Genomic DNA, 21,591 nt, shown 5'->3' on the forward strand with positions numbered 1-21,591 from the left:
ATTTAAAATTAATTTGCAGCGGCTTTTTTAATTGCTGCAACAGCAGCCTTAAGCACGCCTAAACCATCGACTTTGCCATACAGCAGCGAGTCAATTACTTCTACAGGTTTGCCTGGTAACAGACGCTGAATTTCAGGCAACATATAAGCAATTTGCGGACCTAATAAAACGACATCTGCGACAGGTCCCTTTTCTCCGGCCAGTGTTTCAGGAAATGCTTCAATAACGACCGGAACTTCGTATTTCTCAGCCTGAGCACGCATTTTCGATACCAGTAACGATGTCGACATGCCGGCAGAACAAAACAGATAAATGTGTTTCTTTTCCATAAAAACGTTCCTCATGTGCGATTATCTGTCAGCCAGACATTGCGCAAGCCTTAACCTGCATCCATGCCTTGGGTAACTTGCGTAACCGAAATTACTTATTTAGGTGGCTGAAATGAGTATACGGTATCGAACCTGTGGATGGTATTTCCTTGACCTAACAAATTGTCTCTCATTGACCTTGCGTTATGACTGCCCTCACATTTTGGGCAAATAATTCGCGATAATAAATAAGATTATCATCGCCATAAAAAAACCGGCGCAATGGCCGGTTCTCTCAGATGCTCAGGCACCAGACAGGGAGGACTACTTGCCTGTCTGTGGATCGGTGTCATACTCTGCACAGGTCTGGTAACCCGAGTTAACGACATGCCCGGTATCGTCCAGCGCGACAAAATAGGTTTCCGTTTTACCATCCCGTTGACCCAGAATGTATGTCTGGCAACTACCGCGAGCGTGGGTCATGCTCACCTCAGAAGAAGGTTTCCCGGCAATTTGTGCAACCTGCGCCCGGCTCATGCCTTTCTTCACATCTTTGACGACGGGTTGAACAAATTGGTCTTTGGTACGATCATATGCCGTACACCCTGCCAACATCGTCATTACGGCCGCTGCGCTTAGAATTCCTGCCATTTTCTTGTTCATTTTTCGTCCTCTTGTTTATCAGCGTGTTATATAAGCCTGGAATACATCAAACCATTTTTCAAGCTTACTATTCCTACGATACGCGTTTCGGAAAATTCTCTTTAGGCCAAATGTTCTCTTTTTACGCCGCAAATTGCGCCACTCGCGCCAGTGAACCTTGTCGTTTGCACAGCAAAGCGTTAGCTTTAACGCATCGTGATTATTTTGATCGTTTCGGAGGGGTTGAATGACTCTGCAGCAAAAGATTATCCAGGCGCTTGGCGCAAAACCGCACATTAATGCCGAAGAAGAAATTCGCCGCAGCGTGGATTTTCTAAAATCCTATCTGAGCACCTACCCCTTTTTGAAATCGCTGGTGCTGGGGATCAGCGGCGGTCAGGACTCAACGTTAACCGGTAAATTATGCCAGATGGCAATAACGGAGCTACGGGAAGAAACGGGGAATATGGCTCTGCAATTTATTGCCGTGCGTCTGCCTTATGGCGTACAGGCTGATGAACAAGACTGCCAGGATGCTATCTCCTTTATTCAGCCTGACCGCGTATTGACCGTCAATATTAAAGGCGCCGTGCTGGCCAGCGAGCAGGCGTTGCGCGAAGCGGGCATTGAGCTTAGTGATTTTGTCCGTGGTAACGAGAAAGCCCGTGAGCGAATGAAAGCCCAGTACAGCATCGCCGGGATGACCAGCGGCGTGGTGGTGGGGACCGATCATGCGGCAGAAGCGCTGACCGGGTTCTTCACCAAGTACGGTGACGGCGGTACCGATATCAACCCTATTTTTCGCCTGAATAAGCGTCAGGGGAAACAGCTGCTTGCCGCCCTGGGCTGCCCGGAGCATTTATATAAGAAAGCGCCTACCGCCGATCTCGAAGACGATCGCCCTTCGCTTCCTGACGAAGCCGCGTTAGGCGTCACCTATGACAATATTGATGATTATCTGGAAGGAAAAACGCTGGCGGTCGAAACAGCAAAAATTATTGAAGGCTGGTATTTGAAGACGGAACACAAGCGCCGTACGCCGATTACCGTCTTTGATGATTTCTGGAAAAAAAGCGACCTCTGACCGTCACGTCAGGCCGGATAGCGCGTCCTCTATTCGGCCTGCCATTACCCGCAACACAATGTGAAATTATTGCACCGACGCTGGCGCATGACCCGCCAGCCAGGTGATCTCGCTAAACAGCAGTTTCCCCTCAGATTTCAACAACCGCAGCGTATGCCGTCCATCATCCCAGCAAGCCCCTTGATCGGCCGTCAGTAATTTTTCGCCCAACTGCCAGGCCCCGCTAATGACAAACACCACACCGCCGCGCGAGCCAAATGTCGTAAAGGAGCGGTCGGCGACTCTGACGTTCGCCTGGCAACAATCACGGCGGGTCATAATATTGAAATCCATCGACATTTTCCCCTCCGTCAGTTTCGCTTTCACCGCATGCTCGCCCGCAAAGGTAAACGGCTGATGTCGTTTGAGGGTATGGGTAAAGGTATTGCCGCCGTCCAGCGTGACCTCGCCCCCTTCCAACAACGTAATCACACGCTCCACGCCGGGGAAAAGTGCAAACTCACCGTTTCCGGCAATAGAGGCGATGCTCGCGCGCCAGTGAAAGTCACGCGTCGCCGGAGGAAAACAACAAATTTCTCGCGTTTCACCCGCCCCATTACGCCAGAGGTTTACCGGCATTTTACGGATATCAAAGTATTCCATCGTCACTCCTGAAAGATGCGGTGCGCCATAATCATGCACGGTATCGTTATCGGCAGCAGTGAGGATTTACCTTAGAGAGAAATAAAGAAAACCCGCCGACCCTGTCCACCTCGTAAAGACGTGTTGTGAACAGGGCCGGCGGTCTTGAATGTTGACTGCGAGATTACTCGGCAGTTGCAGGCATTTTACCTTCATGCGCCGGACGTTCTGTCAGACGCTTCTCAAAATTAGCATTAAACTGTTTTTTCTGTTCAGGGGTCAGAATGTTGTAGATCTTGTTCTGGGTTTCCATGTGCGCCAGCATGTTCGCCTGACGCTGCTCTTCCATCTTGGCAATCTGCGCCTGCGCTTTGGCTTTATCGAAGGTGTCGCTGGCAATGATGTCATGCATCGCGCGGCGTTCTTCTACCGGCGGACGTTTCATCTGGTCACGCTGGCCTTTCATGATTTCGCGAACCTGCTGTTTCTGCGCATCGGTCAGGTTCAGGTCTTTAAACATCATATCGTGATGCGGACCGAATTTACCTTTATGGTGCATCATCGGTTTTGCGTCAGTCGTGGCCGCGCTGGAAGTGTCAGCAGCGTGAGCCAGGTTTGCAGCGCCCAGCGCCAGCCCAGAGGCAACTAACAGTGCAGTTAATTTACGCATAATCTTTATCCTTCCTTTCAGTTATTTTTACGGCATTCCTGATGAGGCTATGCCGTGTTGACGAGATTAACTTTACTGGCTTATTCGTCAATAAGTCAGAGCAACGGTAAAACAATGAAAGTGTAAAAAACAGTTTTTCGCCAATTATGAAGAAAAAAAGAATAAATCGTGGAGAGTTGAAATAAATAATTACAATACACTGATTTTGAAGGGATTATGAAAAACTATACCGGAACAGTGGTGATTAATAAAGCAGTTATCCAGGAATAATCCGTAATCATGCGACCGACTGTCTGATGCGTATAATACCCTCAGGTGAACACCTGAGGGTAAATATCGCTAACGCAGTTTTTCCAGCATTAGTCCGGCGCGTAAACCAAATGCCACATTGGGATTGGGAAAGAGAACATATTCAACATCATGGGTGGCGATCACCCGCTCTTCACCATCCTGTGCCAGTAACGTCCCTTCTTTAAAGGGCGTAAAGTTCAGCGTCTGGTTATCCATATGCAGGACAAACGCGTCGCTGCGACGGGTAATTTGCGACACCACGCGATAGCGTACTGGAGACAAATCCCCTGCGATGGCGAGATTGCCGGCAAGCAACGACGCTAACGCCTGTGCGGTGGGCGCAAACAACGTGAGATCATTGTGGCCAAACGGCAGCGCCTTACCGAGTTCCAGCGTGCAGGACAGCGCGCCAAAATGCTCACAACTAAAATGCGTAAACGTGCCTCCCGGTGCCTGATGGAACACCAGCGCCTCCAGACCCGCCGCGCCAAGCCAGCTAAGAAATGTCTCCTCCCAGGGAATCGGACGCTGAGGCAATACGCCAAACCGAACGTGATACGAGCCGCGAATCGCGGTATGCAGATCGAGATGCCAGCGTAACCGTTCACTGCCGCCCGCGAAAAAATTCTCCAGACACTGCTCCAGCTCGCGGGTACGCTCCGTTTCTGCACTCTCCGCAAACACCTGCCATCGCCCGCCAAACATCCGGTTCATGTCGCTGTGGCAATACCGTTTCCCAGTCGAGAGCGCCAGTGGATTCCCCAGCACCACCAGCAGTCGCCAGCGCAGCGTCTGTCGCCCCTGAAGGAGCGCTGAAAGCAGCGCATCCAGCATTTCCACCGGCGCCGTTTCGTTGCCATGAATCCCCGCAGAAAGCACCAGAGCGCGATCCACAGGTGTTTCTGGCGTGAGTTCCAGCAATCCGTGACCTAACCACCGCCAGCGAAAACCGGGGGCTTCCCCCTCCCGGATATCCGGCGGTTTTCCCGCCAGCGTCAGCGCAAGAAAGTTATCCATTATTTGCCCCTGATTGCTGGAAGGGGTAGACCGACCCCAGGTTAAGCAACTGTGTCAGCGCATCCAGCGCTTCCCGACCTTCACGCAGCAACTGCGGATCGGCGAGATCGGCGGCGGTCAGGCGGTCGCGATAGTAGCGATCCACCCACTGATTCAGCGTCGCAAAGAGCGTATCGTTCATCATCACCGACGGATTCACGGCCCGCTGTTCCTCAGGCGTTAATACCACGCGCAAACGTAAACAGGCTGGCCCCCCGCCATTCGACATACTTTCACGTAAATCAAAGACTCGGAGATCGCTTATCGGGTTGTCAGCGTCAAGCAGTCCATTCAGGTAACGCCATACCCCCGCATGGTCACGACATTCCTGCGGTAAAATCAGCATCATGCTGCCGTCTTCACGACTTAACAGCTGACTGTTGAACAGATAAGTAGCCACCGCATCCTGTACCGTGACGTCAGACGACGCGACTTCTATCGGCGTAAAGTCGGCCACGCATGAGCGCAGCCGGTTCATCAGCTCGCCCTGGTTCACGAACGCCTGCTGATGGCAAAACAGCACCTGCCGGTTAGACACCGCGATCACATCGTTATGAAAAACGCCAAGGTCGATAACGTCCGGATTCTGTTGGGCGAAAATAGCCTGCCGGGGATTTACCTGATTCAGCCGCGCCACGGCGTCGCTGGCCTCACGCGTTTGCCGTGCCGGATAGCGCGCTGGCCGTAAGGTATTTCCCCCTTCACAGCCATAAACAAACAGTTGCACACCTGGCTCGCCGTAATCGCCCCCCAGTCGGTTATGGTTTGCAGCCCCTTCATCGCCCAGCAGCGCGACCTGAGGCAGCGCGTTGTGAACGGAAAAAAACTGCTCATCACGGAATATTGCCCGTAATAATGACTCGGTGGTCGATGCTTCCAGAGAACGATGGAATTTATTGTTCAGATTGGCGACGGTGAAATGCACTTTGCCATCCAGCGCATCTGCCGAAGGGCATACTGTCGCCGCATTGGCTACCCACATCGGTGAAGCCGAACTGGCGCTGGAGAGCCATTGCGGCGCCTGGCGCGCCACTTTTTCAAGCACCTGCTCGTCACTGCCGGTAAAACCCAACTGTCGGAGTACGGGAAGATACGGACGCTCATGCGGCGGGATCACCGCCTGCGGAAACCCGGCGTCCGCCAGCGCCTTCATCTTTAATAGCCCCTGCTTTGCCGCCAGCCGCGGGTTCGACACCTGAAAACGATGACGGGTCGACGCCTCATTGCCGAATGACAATCCGGCATAATGGTGCGTCAGACCGACCAGTCCGTCGAAATTGACTTCATGCGCTTTCATACCGGCTCCTCATGAGAAAAATCGAGTCCGGGACTGAGCGAGGTGGGTAAGGTTAATGCCGGTGATTCAAGACTCGCCATCGGCCAGGCACAATAGTCCGCCGCGTACCAGGCGCTCGCCCGGTGGTTGCCCGACGCGCCAACGCCGCCAAACGGTGCCGTACTGGCGGCCCCGGTCAACGGCTTATTCCAGTTGACGATCCCGGCCCGCGCCTCGAGCAACAGTTGCTCAAACTGTTCACGATCCGGCGAGACCAGACCGCACGACAATCCAAAGCGGGTGTTATTCGCCAGCCGAATCGCCTCATCAAAATCGTCATAGCGCCAGACCCCAAGCAGCGGGCCAAACACCTCTTCATCCGGCACGTTCGCCACGCCGGTCATCTCGATAATGCCCGGTGAGAGCAGCGATGCGCCCTCTTTCAGCACACGCGGTGCCAGCAGCGTATTCCCGCCCAGCGATTCAAGTTTTTGCCACGCGTCATACACGTGACGCGCCGCCTGGCCTGAGATCAATCCTCCCATAAAGGGCTGGGGTTCGTCGTCCCATCCCCCTGGCGTCAGCCGTTGGCTGACCTCGACCAGACGCGCCAGGAACGCATCGCCCAATTCCCCTTTTTTCACCAACAGGCGACGCGCGCAGGTACAACGCTGCCCGGCGGTGACAAACGCCGACTGAATGGTCAGGTGCACTGCCGCGTCAATATCCAAAGGTTCTTCAACGATCAGCGGATTGTTGCCGCCCATTTCCAGCGCGAGGATTTTTTCCGGCTGGCCGGAGAGCTGGCGGTGCAGTTGATAACCGGTGTTCGCGCTACCGGTGAAAAGCAGTCCATCAATGTCGTCCAGCGCGCTCAGGGCCTGCCCGGTTTCGCGCCCACCCTGCAGCATATTCAGCACGCCTGGCGGCAAACCGGCCTGTTCCCACAGGCGCATGACGGCTTCGCCCGTCCACGGCGTTAACTCGCTGGGTTTAAAAATCAGCGCATTCCCCGCCAGCAGCGCCGGAACAATATGGCCGTTCGGCAAATGTCCGGGAAAATTGTACGGGCCAAACACCGCCAGAACACCATGCGGACGATGGCGCAACGTCGCCGCGCCATCCGGTAGTTCACTGTGCTGTTCTCCGGTGCGGGTATGGTAGGCCTTCACTGAAATGGCAATTTTGTTGATCATTGCCGTCACTTCCGTCACCGCCTCCCAGCGGGGTTTACCGGTCTCACGAGCAATAATGGTCGTGAGCTCCGCTTTATTGCTCTCCAGTAACGCCGCAAATTTTTCCACCACCGCCTGTCGCTCATTGAACGCGCGTTTCGCCCAGCCGGGGAACGCCGCCCGCGCCGCGCGGTTCGCTTGTAAAACCTGCGTCGCATCGGCATCATTACCCTGCCAGAGGACATCTCCGGTCACCGGGTTGGTTTTAATGCGATGTTCTCCCTGACCGGTTATCCAGTCGCCGTTAATCCATAGCGTCATACCGTTTTCTCCTCAGCGCACAGACGCACCAGACGAACCTTATCTCCCGCGTGGCATTTCAGCGCATCTAATTGCGCTGCGGTCAGCACCAGACGCTGTGTGTCAGGGTCGGTACGTATCAAGGTGGCGCGAAAATGGTGGTAGTTTTCATTGGCGACCAGGCAGGCAGGAAACTCCCCCTGCGCAGGCTGTCCTTCAACAACCTCCACCAGTCGGCTTTTGCGGATCGCGCGCACGCGATCAATATCGCATTCCAGCGTCGGGCCACCGTCAAAAATATCGATATAGTTCCGGTAGCGGAAACCTTCTTTCTCCAGCACCGCGCGAGCGGGCGCGGTCTGCGGATGCACCTCGCCGATCACCGCCTGCGCCTCTTCAGAGAGAAAGTGCGTATAAATAGGATGCTTGGGCATCAGTTCGGCAATAAACGCTTTCTGCCCCGTACCGCACAGAAAATCGGCCCGGCTAAACTCCATCGAAAAAAAGCGTTTCCCAAGGCTTTGCCAGAACGGGGAATAACCGTGCTCGTCGATCACGCCGCGCATTTCGGCCACCACTTTCTCGTTGAACTTGTCGCGAAATGCCGCCATGAACATAAATCGCGACTTCGAAAGTAGATACCCGTTCCCCTCTTTGCGCCACTCCGGGTCGAGAAACAACGTACACAGTTCGCTGCTACCGGTATGGTCATTGCTGAGAAAAAGCGTCGGCAACGCGTTGTAAACATTCAACTCTTTCGATGCATGTACCAGCGTCCCGACCCGGTAGTTATACCAGGGGTCGTTCAGCCCCACCGCCACTTCAATAGCACAAATGCCCGCCACCGCGCCGGTTTCACTCTCTTCCAGCACAAACACGTAGCCCTGCTCGCTTTTTGGCAATTCACCCTGCCAGGTCTTTATCGCGCGATCGATTCGCGCAATCAGCGTCTCTTCATTCGCCGGTAACGAGGTCAGCCCGCCGCCGGTTTTCGCGGCAAGCTTCATCAGCGCGGTAATGTCCGCTTGTTCGACGGGACGGATCACCATCATGATGAACCCCCTTCTTTAATGCGTTCGCAGGCCAGGGAGAAGCGATCCAACCCGGTAGAGACTTCTTCTGCGCTGACGTTTAGCGCAGGGGCGAAACGCACCACGTTGCCACCTGCAATCAGCACCATGACACCGGCTTGTGCCGCTTCCTGGGAGATCAGTTTAGCTTTCCCGGCATATTCGGCCGTCAGCACACAACCGATCAGCAACCCCAGGCCCCGGATTTCACTGAACAACCCAAAACGGGCGTTGATGGCATTCAGCCGTTCAACAAACCAGTCGTGACGCTGTTTGACGCCATTGAGCATCTCAGGAGTATTAACGATATCCAGTAATTTTCCGGCCACCGCCGACGCCAGCGGATTACCGCCGTAGGTGGTGCCGTGGGTGCCCACCGTCATCACGCTGGCACACCGCTGGGTGGTCAACAGCGCACCGATGGGGAAACCACCGCCAAGCGCTTTCGCGGTGGTCAGCAGATCCGGCGTCACGCCGTAATGCATATAGGCATAGAGTTCACCCGTACGACCCACGCCGGTTTGTACTTCATCAAAAATCAGCAATGCATTGTGGCGCTCGCACAGTTCACGAAGCCCCTGCAAAAATTCTTTTGTCGCAGGCAGCACACCGCCTTCACCCTGCATCGGCTCCACAATCACCGCGCAGGTGGTGTCGTCGATCAGTTCGCTTGCCGAGTTGAGGTCGTTATACACGGCGTGACGAATATCCGGCGGCAGCGGTGCAAAATCCTGCGAATAGGCCGGTTGTCCACCTGCGCTGACAGTGAACAGCGTCCGCCCGTGGAACGCATTCTTGAACGCGACGATCCCACTTTTATGGCTGCCAAAATGGTCATGGGCGTACTTGCGCGCCAGTTTTAACGCCGCTTCGTTCGCTTCCGCGCCTGAGTTACAGAAGAAAACACGTTCGGCAAAAGTGGCATCAATCAACTGCTTTGCCAGTCTCAGCACGGGTTCATTGGTGTAACCATTACCGACATGCCAGAATTTTGCCGCCTGTTCATTCAATGCCTCACGCAATGCCGGATGCGCATGCCCCAGCGCGTTAACGGCGATCCCCCCCGCGAAGTCGATATACTCTTTACCCTGCTGATCCCATAAGCGCGAGCCCTCCCCACGAACCGGAATAAAAGGTGCGGGTGCGTATACGGGCATCATCCATTCATCAAAGTTTTCACGCGTAACTGACAGAGACATAGCGACCTCTTGGGTAAATTAAAAGTTACTTTTATGTTAAAAAATATGAGTGTTTGCGCTGTAAATGTAGATTGCAGAGTTCGTGCCAGCCAGTGCTAAAAATGCATAAACGGGAGATGAGAACGGAAAATCAACCGGTTACGACCCAACGATATTCACTTTAATTGCATAAAAAGTGAATATGTTTGCGTATCCGGTGAGTATGGAGAGGAAAAAACGCAATATTATTCAGTTGCCAAATATAATTCTGGAATTGTGATCGTATACGAAATTTATCGGAAATGACTGCCTCATTCTGACGCAGCGCGCCCTAAAACAGTGCGTTTTTTGCGCCATTGTTAATACCATTCACACCCATCGCCGTAATCTCACGACAAGTGGCAGTCAGTTAGCCTAATTTCTGCTAACATCCTTGCACTATTCACCTTACAAAGTGGCAGCAACTATGAAATTTGTCTCTTTTAATATCAACGGCCTGCGAGCCCGCCCTCATCAACTGGCAGCCATTGTCGAAAAACACCAACCGGATGTTATTGGCTTACAGGAGACAAAAGTTCACGATGACATGTTCCCTCTCGAAGAGGTGGCAAAACTGGGCTACAACGTCTTCTATCATGGGCAAAAGGGCCATTACGGCGTAGCGCTGCTGACCAAAGAGACGCCGATTTCCGTGCGTCGCGGTTTCCCGCAAGACGATGAAGAAGCACAACGCCGGCTCATCATGGCGGAAATCCCCTCTCCACTGGGAAATATCACCGTCATTAACGGCTATTTCCCTCAGGGCGAAAGCCGCGACCACCCGTTGAAATTCCCGGCAAAAGCGCAGTTTTACCAGAACCTGCAAAACTATCTGGAAACAGAGCTAAAACAAGAGAATCCCGTGCTGATCATGGGCGATATGAATATCAGCCCGTCCGATCTGGACATCGGTATTGGTGAAGAGAACCGCAAACGCTGGCTGCGCACCGGTAAGTGTTCCTTCCTGCCGGAAGAGCGCGAATGGATGGCAAGGCTGATGAACTGGGGTCTGGTTGACACCTTCCGCCAGGCAAATCCAGAAACCGTCGACAAATTCTCGTGGTTTGATTACCGCTCGAAAGGATTTGACGATAACCGTGGCCTGCGCATAGATCTTCTGTTAGCGAGCAATCCGCTGGCAGAACGCTGCGTAGAAACGGGGATTGACTATGAAATCCGCAGCATGGAAAAACCCTCCGACCATGCGCCAATCTGGGCCACCTTTCGCGGATAAATCATGCTGACGTCCTGGCGGCTACGTGGCGTAGGACGTTAAATATATTGAGTAAAATCAACAAAACGGCAGTAAGAATTTGTTACTTACTGCCGTTTATTATACTGTCACAATCGTTTTTTGTTTCCCGACAAACTCTCTATTATCAAGTCTTGATATAGGAAACCGCTGCGATGAAAGCCGAGTGTAAATTACCGATCGCCTGTCTGTTATTTGGCATTGTGGTTTACGCTATTCATTCATTCGGATTCTTTGATTTAGTCGTTAATTTACCCCATCTGCAAGAAATCGTTCGCCAAAGCGGCACGCCTGGTTACATCCTGTATATTCTGTTATTTATTGTTGCCACGCTCTGCCTGATGCCCGGCAGCGTGCTGGTCATTGTTGGCGGTGTGGTATTTGGTCCCCTTTGGGGAACGCTGCTCTCCCTGGTGGCGGCAACCCTGGCCTCCTCATTATCTTTTCTGCTTGCCCGCTGGTTGGGCAGAGATCTGCTGCTTAAATACGTCGGCCACACGCCCGTATTTCAGGCGATTGAGAAAGGTATCATCCGCAGCGGTACTGATTTTTTAATCCTTACGCGTTTGATTCCATTATTTCCCTACAACATTCAAAATTATGCTTACAGCCTGACGGCTATCTCATTCTGGCCTTTTACGTTTATTTCCGCCATCACCACCCTGCCCGGACTGTTGATATATACCCTGATGGCCAGTGAACTCGCCAGCGAAGGGGTTACAACGCTCTTTATTGTGAAACTCTGTCTGGCAGGTCTGTCGTTATTTATTTTAATTCAGCTTGCCAAAATATATGCCCGACATAAACGGGTTGATCTGCATGCTTCCGATACACCGAACAGCCCACCGACCTACTCATCGAATAATACGAAAGGATAGAGCGATGCAACATCACACAACAACATGGAAAAAAGGATTCACGGCACTGTGCCTGTTGGCTGTCGCAGGGCTTAGCGGCTGCGATCAAAAAACCGACGCGGCGGCGACCACACAAAAGACAGAATATGATGGTCTTTCGGAGAGTAAGCCGCTGCGCATCGATTCACAGGCGCACACTGTCACCCTGCTGGTGCAAATTAACGGGCGATTTCTTACCGACGATACCCGCCACGGCATTGTCTATAAAGGCGGCTCCAATGGTCATAAATCCCTGTTTATCGGCTATGCCGATCCCAAAGCACTGTATGACGCGTTGAAACAAGCCGGTGCCACTCCGGGTGATAATATGACGATGGAGAATAAAGAGACCACCCATGTCGCCGGGAGTAAACTGGATATGTCGGTCAACTGGGAAGGCGCGGCTAAAGCATATTCCTTCAATGACGTTATCAATGACAGTAATGGCAAAACTCTGGATATGCGCTTCGGCGGTAATTTGCAGGCAGCACAAGAGATGAAAACCGGTTGCCTGGTGTGTCTGGATAGCTGTCCTGTCGGCATTGTCAGCAACGCCACCTATACCTATGGTGCGGTCGAAAAACGCGGCGAAGTGAAATTTAAAGGTGACGCCTCGATATTACCGCCAGACGGCACGCTGGCTACCGTGACATTCAAAGTCGCTGACTGAGTTAACAGGTAAAGGATGATGGATAATAAAACGCGTATTCTCTGGTACTACCGCTGCGGAATCATCATCCTGTTGGCAGCCACACTGTTAGCATGGGCGCTGCTTCCCGGCGTTCATGCGTTTATTAATCACAGTATTGCGGCCTTTGCCGCCGTGGACCAACAGGGCATTGAACGTTTTATTCAATCGTACGGCGCCCAGGCGGCGGTAGTCTCTTTCATTTTGATGATCTTGCAGGCCATTGCCGCCCCGCTTCCGGCGTTTCTCATCACCTTTGCCAATGCGTCGCTGTTCGGTGCCTTCTGGGGCGGCCTGCTCTCCTGGACAAGCGCAATGGCGGGCGCCGCCCTCTGTTTTTTCATCGCCAGGGTGATGGGCCGTAGTGTTGTTGAGAAATTAACCGGCAAAGCCGTGCTGGATAGCATGGACGGTTTTTTTGCGCGTTACGGTAAACATACTATTCTGATCTGTCGTCTGCTGCCTTTTGTCCCTTTCGATCCGATAAGTTACGCCGCCGGTCTGACGTCGATCCGTTTTCGTCATTTTTTTATCGCAACAGGTCTGGGCCAACTACCGGCAACCATCGTCTATTCGTGGGCAGGAAGCCTGTTAACCGGTGGCACATTCTGGTTCGTGACCGGACTGTTTATTCTGTTCGCGCTAACGGTGGTTGTCTTTGCTGCCCGAAAATTCTATAGCGAACGTCAAAAGAGGAGTTCCTGATGGGGTTGCCGCCTCTGAACAAAATCCCGTTGATTTTACGTCCCCAGGCGTGGCTGCATCGCCGCCATTACGGCGAAGTGCTCAGCCCGATCCGCTGGTGGGGGCGTATTCCCTTTATCTTTTATCTGGTTTCTATGTTTGTGGGTTATCTGGAGCGCAAACGCTCGCCGCTGGATCCTGTGTTACGCGCCTTAGTCAGCGCCCGAATAGCGCAAATGTGCCTGTGCGAATTTTGTGTCGATATCACCAACATGAAAATCGCGGAACGCACAGGCAGTACGGACAAACTGTTGGCCGTCAGCGACTGGCGGCAATGTCCGCTGTTTAGTGAGTCGGAACGTCTGGCGCTGGAGTATGCTGAAGCCGCCACCATGACTCCCCCTACCGTCGATGACGCACTGCGCAGCACGCTGACCGCCCACTTTGACGCACAGGCGCTAACGGAACTGACGGCGCTGATCGGCCTACAAAATTTATCGGCGCGTTTTAACTCGTCAATGGACATTCCCGCTCAGGGGCTGTGTCGCCTTCCGGGCGGGCCGTCATCAGACGCGAAATCAGAATAATAAGGGGAAAATATGCGCCATTGTGTATTGTTATTGGGGATCCTGTCGCTCTTTTCCCAGACCACGTATGCCCTCGACTGGCAACACATCAAAGATGAGGTGAAAGGTCAGACCGTCTGGTTCAATGCCTGGGGCGGCGATAATGCCGTCAATCAGTATCTCGACTGGGTGAGCGGCGAAATGAAAACCCATTACGCCATCAACCTCAAAATTGTCCGTCTGGCCGACGCCGCCGATGCCGTTAAACGCATCCAGACGGAGTCTGCCGCCGGGCGTAAAACAGGCGGCTCGGTGGATTTACTGTGGGTGAATGGCGAAAACTTCCGGACGCTGAAAGAGGCCGGATTGCTGCAAACCGGATGGGCGCAAGCGCTGCCAAACTGGCGATTTGTGGACACAAAACAGCCGGTGGACGAGGACTTCGCCATTCCCACTGAAGGCGCTGAATCGCCCTGGGGCGGCGCGCAGCTAACCTTTATTGCCAACAGCGCGACCACGCCCGAACCACCCAAAACCCCGCAGGCGCTGCTGGAATTTGCCAAAACGCATCCAGGAACCGTGACCTATCCGCGTCCACCGGATTTTACCGGCACCGCCTTTCTGGAACAGCTGCTGATTACGCTTACCTCCCAGCCTGATGCCCTGAAAATCGCCCCCAATAGCGCCACGTTTGCTGACGTTACCGCGCCACTCTGGCACTATCTCGATGCACTGCATCCCTGGTTATGGCGAAAAGGAGCCGATTTTCCGCCATCACCTGCCCGTCTGGACGCGCTGCTCAACGCCGGTGTGCTGCGCCTCTCCATGACCTTTAATCCTGCCCATGCGCAGCAAAAGATCGCCAGCGGCGAACTCCCCGCTACTGCCTACAGTTTTGGCTTTTCTCAGGGCATGGTAGGCAACGTGCATTTCGTCGCGATCCCGGCGAATGCCCGTGCCAGCGCAGGTGCGAAGGTGGTCGCCAATTTTCTGCTCTCCCCTGAGGCACAGTTACGCAAAGCCGATCCCACCTTCTGGGGCGACCCTTCGGTGCTGGATCCGCAAAAGCTCCCGGATGCCCAACGTAACGTTCTGCAGTCGCGAGTCCCGGAAGGATTGCCCGCCGTACTGCCTGAACCTCATGCCGCATGGGTAAACGCACTGGAACAAGAATGGCTACGCCGCTACGGTACGCGTTAATTTCGCTGCTCTGGTGCACTATAGCGGTGATCTATTCGCCGCTGGTTCCCGCCGCGTTCGCGCTTATCATTCCCGCGCTGTCCGTCAACCACTGGCTGGCGCTGTTTGCCGACCCGCAGCTATCACAGGCACTGCTGGCGACGCTGACCTCGGTGACCATTGCCACAGTTGGCGCGCTGGCGATTGCTCTGACGGTGATTGTCGCCCTCTGGCCAGGTGCGAAGTGGCTGCGTCTGTGCGCGCGTCTACCGTGGTTGCTGGCCATTCCGCACGTGGCCTTTGCCACCAGTGCGCTGCTGTTGTTTGCGGAAGGCGGGTGGCTGTACCAGATATTCCCTTATTTCTCCCCGCTAATGGATCGCTATGGTATCGGGCTTGGCGTGACCCTGGCGGTGAAGGAGAGCGCCTTTATCCTGTGGATCCTGGCAGCACTACTCAGTGAGAAGCAACTTTCCCAACAGGTTATCGTGCTGGATACGCTGGGTTACAGCCGTCTGCAATGTCTGAACTGGCTGCTGTTACCTTCTGTGGCGCCTGCACTAGGCGCGGTAATGCTGGCGGTTGTCGCCTGGTCCCTCTCGGTGGTTGACGTGGCGATTATTCTCGGGCCAGGCAATCCACCTACGCTGGCGGTGTTAAGCTGGCAATGGTTAAGTCAGGGAGATAGCGAACAACAGATCAAAGGCGCGCTGGCCAGTTTGCTGCTGGTGGGACTGCTCGCCGCGTTTGCGCTGACAGGCTATCTGCTCTGGCGCTGCTGGCAACGCACTCTCCCCGCGATCAGCGGCGTGCGTCACCGCCGTTCATCCACGCGACCAAGCAAAACGCTTTCGGTGATGCTGCCGGTAACGGGCGTGCTGTGCGCCCTGCTGCTGGCGCTTATCGCTCACCCTGCGTCCGTCAACCCTGAGGCGTTACTCAACAGTCTGTACCTGGGCCTGGCTGCCAGCGCCATCGGACTCATCATGATTCTTTTATGGCTGGAATGGGGACCCGCACGCGGGCATCGCTGGCTCTGGTTGCCGATTATTCTGCCGGCGCTACCGCTGGTGAGCGGGCAATATACCCTCGCGCTGCGACTGGAACTGGACGGTCAGTTCGCCACCGTTATCTGGGGGCATCTGCTGTGGGTCATCCCCTGGATGCTGTTTGCGCTACGTCCGGCCTGGCAGCGCATCGACCCACGGCTGATACTGGTGGCGCAAACGCTGGGCTGGACAAAAGGTAAGATATTCTGCTGCGTAAAATGTCCGTTGGTGGTCCGTCCGGTTCTGCTGGCCTTTTCGGTAGGATTTTCCGTCAGTATCGCCCAGTATATGCCAGGACTTTGGCTGGGTGCCGGTCGCTATCCTACACTCACCACCGAAGCGGTCGCGCTCAGTAGCGGCGGCAGCAACGCAATCCTGGCGGCTCAGGCCTTGTGGCAGCTATTGCTCCCGCTGCTGGTTTTCGCGCTGACCGCGCTCATTTCAAAGTGGATTGGCTATTCACGACAAGGACTCCGCTAATGCTCGCTGTTCGCCATCTCTCACTGCATGTGGGACAAGTGCCACTGCTTAAACAGATGTATTTTGCTGTCGATAAAGGTGACATTGTCACTTTAATGGGACCCTCTGGCTGTGGCAAATCGACCCTACTCTCCTGGATGGTGGGGGCGTTGTCTTCGCATTTTCAGGCGAGTGGCGAACTATGGCTTGATACGCGACGCATCGATGGTTTGCCCACCGCTGAGCGACAAATCGGCATTCTGTTCCAGGATGCCTTGTTGTTCGATCACTTCAGCGTCGGGCAAAATCTGCTGCTGGCAATCCCCGCCAGGTTGAAAGGTTCAGCGCGGCGAGACGCCGTTCAGCAAGCCCTTGAACGTGCCGGGCTGGAGGGGTTTTATCACCGCGATCCGACCTCGTTGTCCGGCGGTCAGCGGGCGCGTGTTGCCCTGCTACGTGCGCTACTGGCGCAACCGCAGGCGCTATTGCTGGATGAGCCGTTCAGCCGCCTGGATACGGAACTTCGCGAAGCCTTTCGCCAGTGGGTATTTGCTGAAGTACACCAGCAGGGAATTCCCGTGGTGCAGGTCAGCCATGACGTGCAGGATATTCCACCGGGTGGTGTGGTGTTGCAAATGGCTGACTGGGCGTGAATTTGCGCACAAACTGCGTTAACGCAAAGTTTTTGCCTCACGGCAGGAAGAAAATAGCGCCCTCTTATTTCAATGTCGGGCTATTCGATGAAACGTGTTTCTCAAATGACCGCGCTGGCACTGGCTTTAGGGCTCGCTTGCGCTTCTTCGCAGGCTGCTGAAATGTCGCAGGCGCTCACCCTCCACCAGTTGCAACAAAAACAGGGCGCTGCCATTGATACGCGTCAAAGCGCTTTCTACAACGGCTGGCCACAGTCGCTCAACGGCCCCTCAGGGCACGAACCCTCCGCGCTGAATCTCTCCGCGAGCTGGCTCGATAAAATGAACGATGAGCAGCTCACCGCCTGGCTCCAGACGCATCAGTTAAACGCCGATACCCCGGTGGCGCTGTACGGTAATGAAACCGACATGCAGGCCGTCAAATCGCGTTTGCAAAAAGCCGGTTTACAGCAAATTTCCACCCTCAGCGACGCATTGCAACAGCCTTCCCGCCTGCAGCGACTGCCGCATTTTGAACAACTGGTTTACCCGCAGTGGCTGCACGATCTTCAGCAACAGAAGTCCGTGACGGCAAAACCTGCCGGTGACTGGAAAATCCTCGAAGCGGGCTGGGGCGCGCCAAAACTCTACCTGATGAGCCACATTCCTGGCGCCGGTTACATCGATACCAACGAAGTGGAAAGCGAGCCGCTGTGGAACAAAGTGTCCGATGCTCAGCTGAAAGCGATGCTGGCGAAGCATGGCATCCGCCACGATACGACGGTTGTCCTGTATGGTCGCGACGTTTACGCGGCAGCGCGTGTCGCGCAGATCATGCTCTATGCCGGTGTGAAGGATGTTCGCCTGCTTGATGGCGGCTGGCAAAGCTGGTCCGATTCAGGCCTGCCGGTAGAACGCGGCACACCGCCTAAGGTGAAAGCGGAGCCTGATTTCGGCGTGACCATTCCGGCGCAACCGCAGCTGATGCTGAATATGGAACAGGCTCGCGCCCTGCTGCATCGCCAGGATGCTTCGCTGGTCAGCATTCGTTCCTGGCCTGAGTTTATTGGTACCACCAGCGGGTACAATTACATCAAACCGAAAGGCGAGATTGCCGGTGCGCGTTGGGGCCACGCTGGCAGCGACTCTACGCACATGGAAGACTTCCACAATCCGGATGGTACCATGCGTAGCGCAGACGATATCGCCGCCATGTGGAAGCAGTGGAATATCCTGCCGGATCAGCAGGTTTCCTTCTACTGCGGCACCGGCTGGCGCGCTTCAGAAACCTTTATCTATGCCCGCGCGATGGGCTGGAAAAACGTCTCCGTCTATGACGGCGGCTGGTACGAGTGGAGCAGCGATCCGAAAAATCCGGTCGCCACCGGCGAGCGTGGTCCGGACAGCAGCAACTAAATCGTAAATGCCTGATGGCGCTACATTGTGTAGCCGGATAAACGTAGCGCCATCCAGCTACACGTCTTATCCGGCACGCTGAAGCGATTTCAGCGTCAGGTAGCCACTGCAAATCCGCGTAAAGGTCGTCATCCAGCACAACACGCCGAATACCCACGCTAGCCACGAAAAATAGGCCGGGAATACGCAACACAACACAAACAGCAGAATCGTCTCCGTCCCTTCCGTCAACCCACCGAGATAGTAAAACGATTTGTGCGCATAGCCGGGATTATCAATCTGATGTTTCGCCGCCAGCGCGGCAAAGGCCAAAAAGCTGCTGCCCGTGCCGATAAACGCAAACAGCAGCCAGCCACCGGCCAGCGCATTTTGCTCCGGGGAGGCAAGAATAAAGCCAAACGGAACCAGCGCATAAAAGAGAAAATCGAGCGAGATGTCGAGAAATCCGCCCGCATCCGTCAGCCCCCGACGTCGGGCTAATGCGCCGTCCAGACCATCCAGAAACCGGTTCAACACAATAGCGACCAGCGCGGCCAGATACCAGCCTAATGCCAGAAACGGCAAGGCCAGGACACCGATAGCAAATCCAAGCAGCGTCAGTCCGTCAGGCGTAATCGCCGGTTTATCCAGGAGGCTGGCGCATCGATGCAGGAGGGGTTTAATTCCAGGGTGAAGATAGCGATCAAGCACAAGCGCTCCCGTAAGCGTAAAGGTCTTCAGATTAGATAAAACTGCGGATATTATGGCATTTTCTCTCGTCAGACAGTGTTGAATATAATGAAATCTCTCGACGTCGTTGCCGCTATCATTGAACGTGATGGCAAAATTTTACTGGCTCAGCGCCCGGAACACGCCGACCAGCCCGGAATGTGGGAATTTGCGGGTGGTAAAGTCGAGTCCGGCGAAAGCCAGCCACAGGCACTGGCGCGCGAACTCAGGGAAGAACTGGGGATCGACGCGGTGGTTGGGCAGTATATCGCCAGCCATCAGCGCGAAGTGTCTGGTCGGTTAATTCATTTGCATGCCTGGCATGTGCCGGACTTTAGCGGTACGTTGCGCGCGCATGAACACCAGCGTCTACTCTGGTGTTCGCCTGAAGATGCGCTTAATTATCCGCTCGCCCCGGCAGACATTCCGCTATTAGAGGCATTCAGGGTTTTACGCGACGCCAGACCAGCGGATTCGTACTGAGGGTTTTCTCGTCACGTTGACACTGCAACAACACGCCGTCGGCTTTGATGACGGCCCCTTCTGAATAATTTTGGTCCTGGTAGATGCAGCACTGATTGCAGGGCTGCGGGCGCTGTCCGCTGGAGCTAAAGACCTCCGGCGGCACGTTGACGTCGATATCCGGGCGATAGCGGTCATTCGCCTGTACAGCAAAAGGCATAAGCGCCACTGCAACAGCGGCCATCAATAAACGGCGCATAGTCATTCCTTTTAAATTGAACTCGTCTTCCATTATAACGGTCGTCAATGGCAGAAACTTTAGCCCTCTGACCATCGCTTTTGGTAATGACGCCCGCCTCGTTATTAATTTGCTTAGTGCGACGATTTTTTTCTTGCTTAGCGTCACATTGCTGATGTTATATTCAAAATCTGCAAACACCTATTCACATAAAACACAATTACAACCACATTAAAATATAAGAGGTTTTTAAATCTATGGATCAGACATGTTCTCTGGAGTCGTTTCTCAACCATGTTCAAAAGCGCGACCCGAATCAAACCGAGTTCGCGCAGGCCGTTCGTGAAGTCATGACCACCCTGTGGCCCTTCCTTGAGCAGAATCCCCGTTATCGCCAAATGTCATTGCTGGAACGTCTGGTTGAGCCGGAACGTGTGATCCAGTTTCGCGTTGTCTGGCTGGACGACCGCAATCAGGTTCAGGTCAACCGGGCCTGGCGCGTACAGTTTAACGCAGCGATCGGTCCTTATAAGGGCGGGATGCGTTTCCACCCTTCGGTTAACCTGTCGATTCTGAAATTCCTCGGCTTTGAGCAAACCTTTAAAAACGCCCTGACCACGCTGCCGATGGGCGGTGGTAAAGGCGGTAGCGATTTTGACCCGAAAGGCAAAAGTGAAGGCGAAGTGATGCGTTTCTGCCAGGCGCTGATGACCGAACTGTACCGTCATTTGGGGCCGGATACGGATGTACCCGCCGGTGATATCGGCGTGGGTGGGCGTGAAGTGGGCTTTATGGCTGGCATGATGCGCAAACTCTCCAACAATAGCGCCTGTGTTTTTACGGGCAAAGGTCTCTCGTTCGGCGGTAGCTTGATCCGCCCGGAAGCGACCGGTTATGGTCTGGTCTACTTCACCGAAGCGATGCTCAAACGCCACGGTCTCGGGTTTGAAGGGATGCGCGTGGCGGTTTCCGGCTCTGGCAACGTGGCGCAATTTGCCATTGAAAAAGCGATGGAGTTTGGCGCGCGTGTGGTCACCGCCTCCGACTCCAGCGGTACCGTCGTTGACGAAAGCGGCTTTACCAAAGAAAAACTGGCGCGCCTGTGCGCCATCAAAGACAGCCGCGATGGTCGCGTCGCCGACTACGCGCGTGAGTTTGGCCTGACTTATCTGGAAGGCAAACAGCCGTGGTCAGTTCCGGTCGATATCGCCCTGCCATGCGCAACGCAAAATGAGCTGGATGTCGATGCAGCTCGCCAGCTTATCGCCAATGGCGTGAAAGCGGTGGCGGAAGGCGCAAATATGCCTACCACCATCGAAGCCACCGATCTGTTCCTGGAAGCGGGCGTACTGTTCGCGCCGGGTAAAGCGGCTAACGCAGGCGGCGTAGCGACCTCCGGGCTGGAGATGGCGCAAAACGCCGCGCGTTTAAGCTGGAAGGCAGAAAAAGTGGATGCACGTCTGCACCACATCATGCTGGATATTCACCACGCGTGCGTGGAGTACGGCGGTGAAAATAAACATACCAACTACGTTCGTGGCGCAAACATTGCGGGCTTCGTCAAAGTGGCCGACGCGATGCTGGCGCAAGGCGTGATTTAACGTTCTGTAGGTCTGATAAGCGTAGCGCCATCAGACAATGCCGGATGGCGA

At 54.4% G+C, this 21,591-nt stretch carries 23 protein-coding genes; 12 read left to right on the forward strand and 11 right to left on the reverse strand.

Translation table 11 applies throughout. From position 1 onward, the window contains the following. Positions 1 to 8: 8 nt before the first annotated feature. Complete coding sequence (chbB, locus tag JM656_RS12210; RefSeq protein ID WP_192612027.1) at positions 9 to 329, reverse strand: PTS N,N'-diacetylchitobiose transporter subunit IIB; 321 nt, start codon at positions 327 to 329, stop codon at positions 9 to 11. Positions 330 to 632: 303 nt separating this feature from the next. Next, positions 633 to 971 carry an osmotically-inducible lipoprotein OsmE gene (gene osmE, locus JM656_RS12215; RefSeq protein WP_192612026.1) on the reverse strand — a complete coding sequence of 113 codons (339 nt, stop codon included), beginning with the start codon at positions 969 to 971 and terminating at the stop codon, positions 633 to 635. A gap of 226 nt (positions 972 to 1,197) precedes the next feature. Here osmE and nadE point away from each other — a divergent pair, with 226 nt between their 5' ends. Continuing rightward, a complete protein-coding gene (nadE, locus tag JM656_RS12220) occupies positions 1,198 to 2,034 on the forward strand; it encodes an ammonia-dependent NAD(+) synthetase (RefSeq protein ID WP_203358021.1) in 837 nt (278 codons plus the stop codon). A gap of 66 nt (positions 2,035 to 2,100) precedes the next feature. Here nadE and ves read toward each other — a convergent pair whose 3' ends face one another. From ves to JM656_RS12255, 7 genes are all read right to left on the reverse strand, one after another. Beyond that, on the reverse strand, positions 2,101 to 2,676 hold the full coding sequence (gene ves, locus JM656_RS12225) for an environmental stress-induced protein Ves (protein WP_203358022.1): 576 nt from the start codon (positions 2,674 to 2,676) through the stop codon (positions 2,101 to 2,103). A gap of 163 nt (positions 2,677 to 2,839) precedes the next feature. After that, positions 2,840 to 3,325, reverse strand: coding sequence for an ATP-independent periplasmic protein-refolding chaperone Spy (spy, locus tag JM656_RS12230; protein ID WP_192612023.1), 486 nt, complete (start codon positions 3,323 to 3,325; stop codon positions 2,840 to 2,842). A 339-nt stretch (positions 3,326 to 3,664) separates the two neighbouring features. Continuing rightward, positions 3,665 to 4,633 carry a succinylglutamate desuccinylase gene (gene astE, locus JM656_RS12235; RefSeq protein ID WP_203358023.1) on the reverse strand — a complete coding sequence of 323 codons (969 nt, stop codon included), beginning with the start codon at positions 4,631 to 4,633 and terminating at the stop codon, positions 3,665 to 3,667. Continuing rightward, positions 4,626 to 5,969: an N-succinylarginine dihydrolase gene (gene astB, locus JM656_RS12240; protein WP_203358024.1), complete on the reverse strand. Its 1,344-nt coding sequence runs from the start codon at positions 5,967 to 5,969 to the stop codon at positions 4,626 to 4,628. Before astB ends, astE begins: the two co-directional genes overlap by 8 nt. Then, positions 5,966 to 7,444 carry a succinylglutamate-semialdehyde dehydrogenase gene (gene astD / locus JM656_RS12245; RefSeq protein WP_203358025.1) on the reverse strand — a complete coding sequence of 493 codons (1,479 nt, stop codon included), beginning with the start codon at positions 7,442 to 7,444 and terminating at the stop codon, positions 5,966 to 5,968. The genes astB and astD overlap by 4 nt, the downstream gene beginning before the upstream one ends. Next, positions 7,441 to 8,475, reverse strand: a complete 1,035-nt coding sequence (gene astA / locus JM656_RS12250; protein ID WP_203358026.1) for an arginine N-succinyltransferase — start codon at positions 8,473 to 8,475, stop codon at positions 7,441 to 7,443. The genes astD and astA overlap by 4 nt, the downstream gene beginning before the upstream one ends. Next, positions 8,472 to 9,692 carry an aspartate aminotransferase family protein gene (locus JM656_RS12255; protein WP_203358027.1) on the reverse strand — a complete coding sequence of 407 codons (1,221 nt, stop codon included), beginning with the start codon at positions 9,690 to 9,692 and terminating at the stop codon, positions 8,472 to 8,474. The genes astA and JM656_RS12255 overlap by 4 nt, the downstream gene beginning before the upstream one ends. Before the next feature lie 445 nt (positions 9,693 to 10,137). Here JM656_RS12255 and xthA point away from each other — a divergent pair, with 445 nt between their 5' ends. From xthA to JM656_RS12300, 9 genes are all read left to right on the forward strand, one after another. After that, complete coding sequence (gene xthA, locus JM656_RS12260) at positions 10,138 to 10,944, forward strand: exodeoxyribonuclease III (protein WP_203358028.1); 807 nt, start codon at positions 10,138 to 10,140, stop codon at positions 10,942 to 10,944. Between the two features lie 173 nt (positions 10,945 to 11,117). Continuing rightward, positions 11,118 to 11,840, forward strand: a complete 723-nt coding sequence (locus JM656_RS12265) for a TVP38/TMEM64 family protein (RefSeq protein ID WP_203358029.1) — start codon at positions 11,118 to 11,120, stop codon at positions 11,838 to 11,840. 4 nt (positions 11,841 to 11,844) lie between these two features. Then, the gene (locus tag JM656_RS12270) at positions 11,845 to 12,528 is read left to right on the forward strand and encodes a YdjY domain-containing protein (protein ID WP_203358030.1); all 684 of its coding nucleotides are present in this window, start codon (positions 11,845 to 11,847) and stop codon (positions 12,526 to 12,528) included. 15 nt (positions 12,529 to 12,543) lie between these two features. Further along, positions 12,544 to 13,251, forward strand: coding sequence for a TVP38/TMEM64 family protein (locus JM656_RS12275; protein ID WP_203358031.1), 708 nt, complete (start codon positions 12,544 to 12,546; stop codon positions 13,249 to 13,251). Beyond that, positions 13,251 to 13,817 (forward strand): carboxymuconolactone decarboxylase family protein, encoded by a 567-nt coding sequence (locus JM656_RS12280; RefSeq protein ID WP_203358032.1) that lies wholly within the window; start codon positions 13,251 to 13,253, stop codon positions 13,815 to 13,817. The genes JM656_RS12275 and JM656_RS12280 overlap by 1 nt, the downstream gene beginning before the upstream one ends. Before the next feature lie 12 nt (positions 13,818 to 13,829). Further along, a complete protein-coding gene (locus tag JM656_RS12285) occupies positions 13,830 to 14,996 on the forward strand; it encodes an ABC transporter substrate-binding protein (protein ID WP_203358033.1) in 1,167 nt (388 codons plus the stop codon). Next, a complete protein-coding gene (locus JM656_RS12290) occupies positions 14,969 to 16,504 on the forward strand; it encodes a thiamine ABC transporter permease (protein ID WP_203358034.1) in 1,536 nt (511 codons plus the stop codon). The genes JM656_RS12285 and JM656_RS12290 overlap by 28 nt, the downstream gene beginning before the upstream one ends. Further along, on the forward strand, positions 16,504 to 17,136 hold the full coding sequence (locus JM656_RS12295; RefSeq protein WP_203358035.1) for an ATP-binding cassette domain-containing protein: 633 nt from the start codon (positions 16,504 to 16,506) through the stop codon (positions 17,134 to 17,136). The genes JM656_RS12290 and JM656_RS12295 overlap by 1 nt, the downstream gene beginning before the upstream one ends. A gap of 87 nt (positions 17,137 to 17,223) precedes the next feature. Then, positions 17,224 to 18,531: a rhodanese-like domain-containing protein gene (locus JM656_RS12300; protein WP_203358036.1), complete on the forward strand. Its 1,308-nt coding sequence runs from the start codon at positions 17,224 to 17,226 to the stop codon at positions 18,529 to 18,531. Between the two features lie 66 nt (positions 18,532 to 18,597). Here JM656_RS12300 and JM656_RS12305 read toward each other — a convergent pair whose 3' ends face one another. Continuing rightward, positions 18,598 to 19,221 (reverse strand): CDP-alcohol phosphatidyltransferase family protein, encoded by a 624-nt coding sequence (locus JM656_RS12305; RefSeq protein WP_203358037.1) that lies wholly within the window; start codon positions 19,219 to 19,221, stop codon positions 18,598 to 18,600. Between the two features lie 87 nt (positions 19,222 to 19,308). On the opposite strand from JM656_RS12305, the gene JM656_RS12310 reads away from it, so the two are divergent. Continuing rightward, complete coding sequence (locus JM656_RS12310) at positions 19,309 to 19,722, forward strand: pyrimidine (deoxy)nucleoside triphosphate diphosphatase (protein ID WP_203358038.1); 414 nt, start codon at positions 19,309 to 19,311, stop codon at positions 19,720 to 19,722. Here JM656_RS12310 and JM656_RS12315 read toward each other — a convergent pair. Continuing rightward, positions 19,682 to 19,960, reverse strand: coding sequence for a YnjH family protein (locus JM656_RS12315; RefSeq protein WP_192612007.1), 279 nt, complete (start codon positions 19,958 to 19,960; stop codon positions 19,682 to 19,684). The genes JM656_RS12310 and JM656_RS12315 overlap by 41 nt on opposite strands. A gap of 236 nt (positions 19,961 to 20,196) precedes the next feature. On the opposite strand from JM656_RS12315, the gene gdhA reads away from it, so the two are divergent. Beyond that, the gene (gene gdhA / locus JM656_RS12320) at positions 20,197 to 21,540 is read left to right on the forward strand and encodes an NADP-specific glutamate dehydrogenase (RefSeq protein WP_203358039.1); all 1,344 of its coding nucleotides are present in this window, start codon (positions 20,197 to 20,199) and stop codon (positions 21,538 to 21,540) included. The last annotated feature ends 51 nt before the right edge of the window (positions 21,541 to 21,591 follow it).

This window comes from Citrobacter sp. R56, from assembly GCF_016811995.1.
Classification (GTDB): domain Bacteria; phylum Pseudomonadota; class Gammaproteobacteria; order Enterobacterales; family Enterobacteriaceae; genus Citrobacter_D; species Citrobacter_D enshiensis.

Coding starts and splice junctions, on each gene's coding strand:
- chbB (WP_192612027.1), bottom strand. CDS start 329: ATGGAAAAGAAACACATTTATCTGTTTTGTTCTGCCGGCATGTCGACA.
- JM656_RS12315 (WP_192612007.1), bottom strand. CDS start 19,960: ATGCGCCGTTTATTGATGGCCGCTGTTGCAGTGGCGCTTATGCCTTTT.
- astA (WP_203358026.1), bottom strand. CDS start 8,475: ATGATGGTGATCCGTCCCGTCGAACAAGCGGACATTACCGCGCTGATG.
- astE (WP_203358023.1), bottom strand. CDS start 4,633: ATGGATAACTTTCTTGCGCTGACGCTGGCGGGAAAACCGCCGGATATC.
- gdhA (WP_203358039.1), top strand. CDS start 20,197: ATGGATCAGACATGTTCTCTGGAGTCGTTTCTCAACCATGTTCAAAAG.
- JM656_RS12270 (WP_203358030.1), top strand. CDS start 11,845: ATGCAACATCACACAACAACATGGAAAAAAGGATTCACGGCACTGTGC.
- ves (WP_203358022.1), bottom strand. CDS start 2,676: ATGGAATACTTTGATATCCGTAAAATGCCGGTAAACCTCTGGCGTAAT.
- xthA (WP_203358028.1), top strand. CDS start 10,138: ATGAAATTTGTCTCTTTTAATATCAACGGCCTGCGAGCCCGCCCTCAT.
- spy (WP_192612023.1), bottom strand. CDS start 3,325: ATGCGTAAATTAACTGCACTGTTAGTTGCCTCTGGGCTGGCGCTGGGC.
- JM656_RS12255 (WP_203358027.1), bottom strand. CDS start 9,692: ATGTCTCTGTCAGTTACGCGTGAAAACTTTGATGAATGGATGATGCCC.
- JM656_RS12310 (WP_203358038.1), top strand. CDS start 19,309: ATGAAATCTCTCGACGTCGTTGCCGCTATCATTGAACGTGATGGCAAA.
- osmE (WP_192612026.1), bottom strand. CDS start 971: ATGAACAAGAAAATGGCAGGAATTCTAAGCGCAGCGGCCGTAATGACG.
- nadE (WP_203358021.1), top strand. CDS start 1,198: ATGACTCTGCAGCAAAAGATTATCCAGGCGCTTGGCGCAAAACCGCAC.
- astD (WP_203358025.1), bottom strand. CDS start 7,444: ATGACGCTATGGATTAACGGCGACTGGATAACCGGTCAGGGAGAACAT.
- JM656_RS12285 (WP_203358033.1), top strand. CDS start 13,830: ATGCGCCATTGTGTATTGTTATTGGGGATCCTGTCGCTCTTTTCCCAG.
- JM656_RS12295 (WP_203358035.1), top strand. CDS start 16,504: ATGCTCGCTGTTCGCCATCTCTCACTGCATGTGGGACAAGTGCCACTG.
- JM656_RS12280 (WP_203358032.1), top strand. CDS start 13,251: ATGGGGTTGCCGCCTCTGAACAAAATCCCGTTGATTTTACGTCCCCAG.
- astB (WP_203358024.1), bottom strand. CDS start 5,969: ATGAAAGCGCATGAAGTCAATTTCGACGGACTGGTCGGTCTGACGCAC.
- JM656_RS12265 (WP_203358029.1), top strand. CDS start 11,118: ATGAAAGCCGAGTGTAAATTACCGATCGCCTGTCTGTTATTTGGCATT.
- JM656_RS12300 (WP_203358036.1), top strand. CDS start 17,224: ATGAAACGTGTTTCTCAAATGACCGCGCTGGCACTGGCTTTAGGGCTC.
- JM656_RS12275 (WP_203358031.1), top strand. CDS start 12,544: ATGATGGATAATAAAACGCGTATTCTCTGGTACTACCGCTGCGGAATC.
- JM656_RS12290 (WP_203358034.1), top strand. CDS start 14,969: ATGGCTACGCCGCTACGGTACGCGTTAATTTCGCTGCTCTGGTGCACT.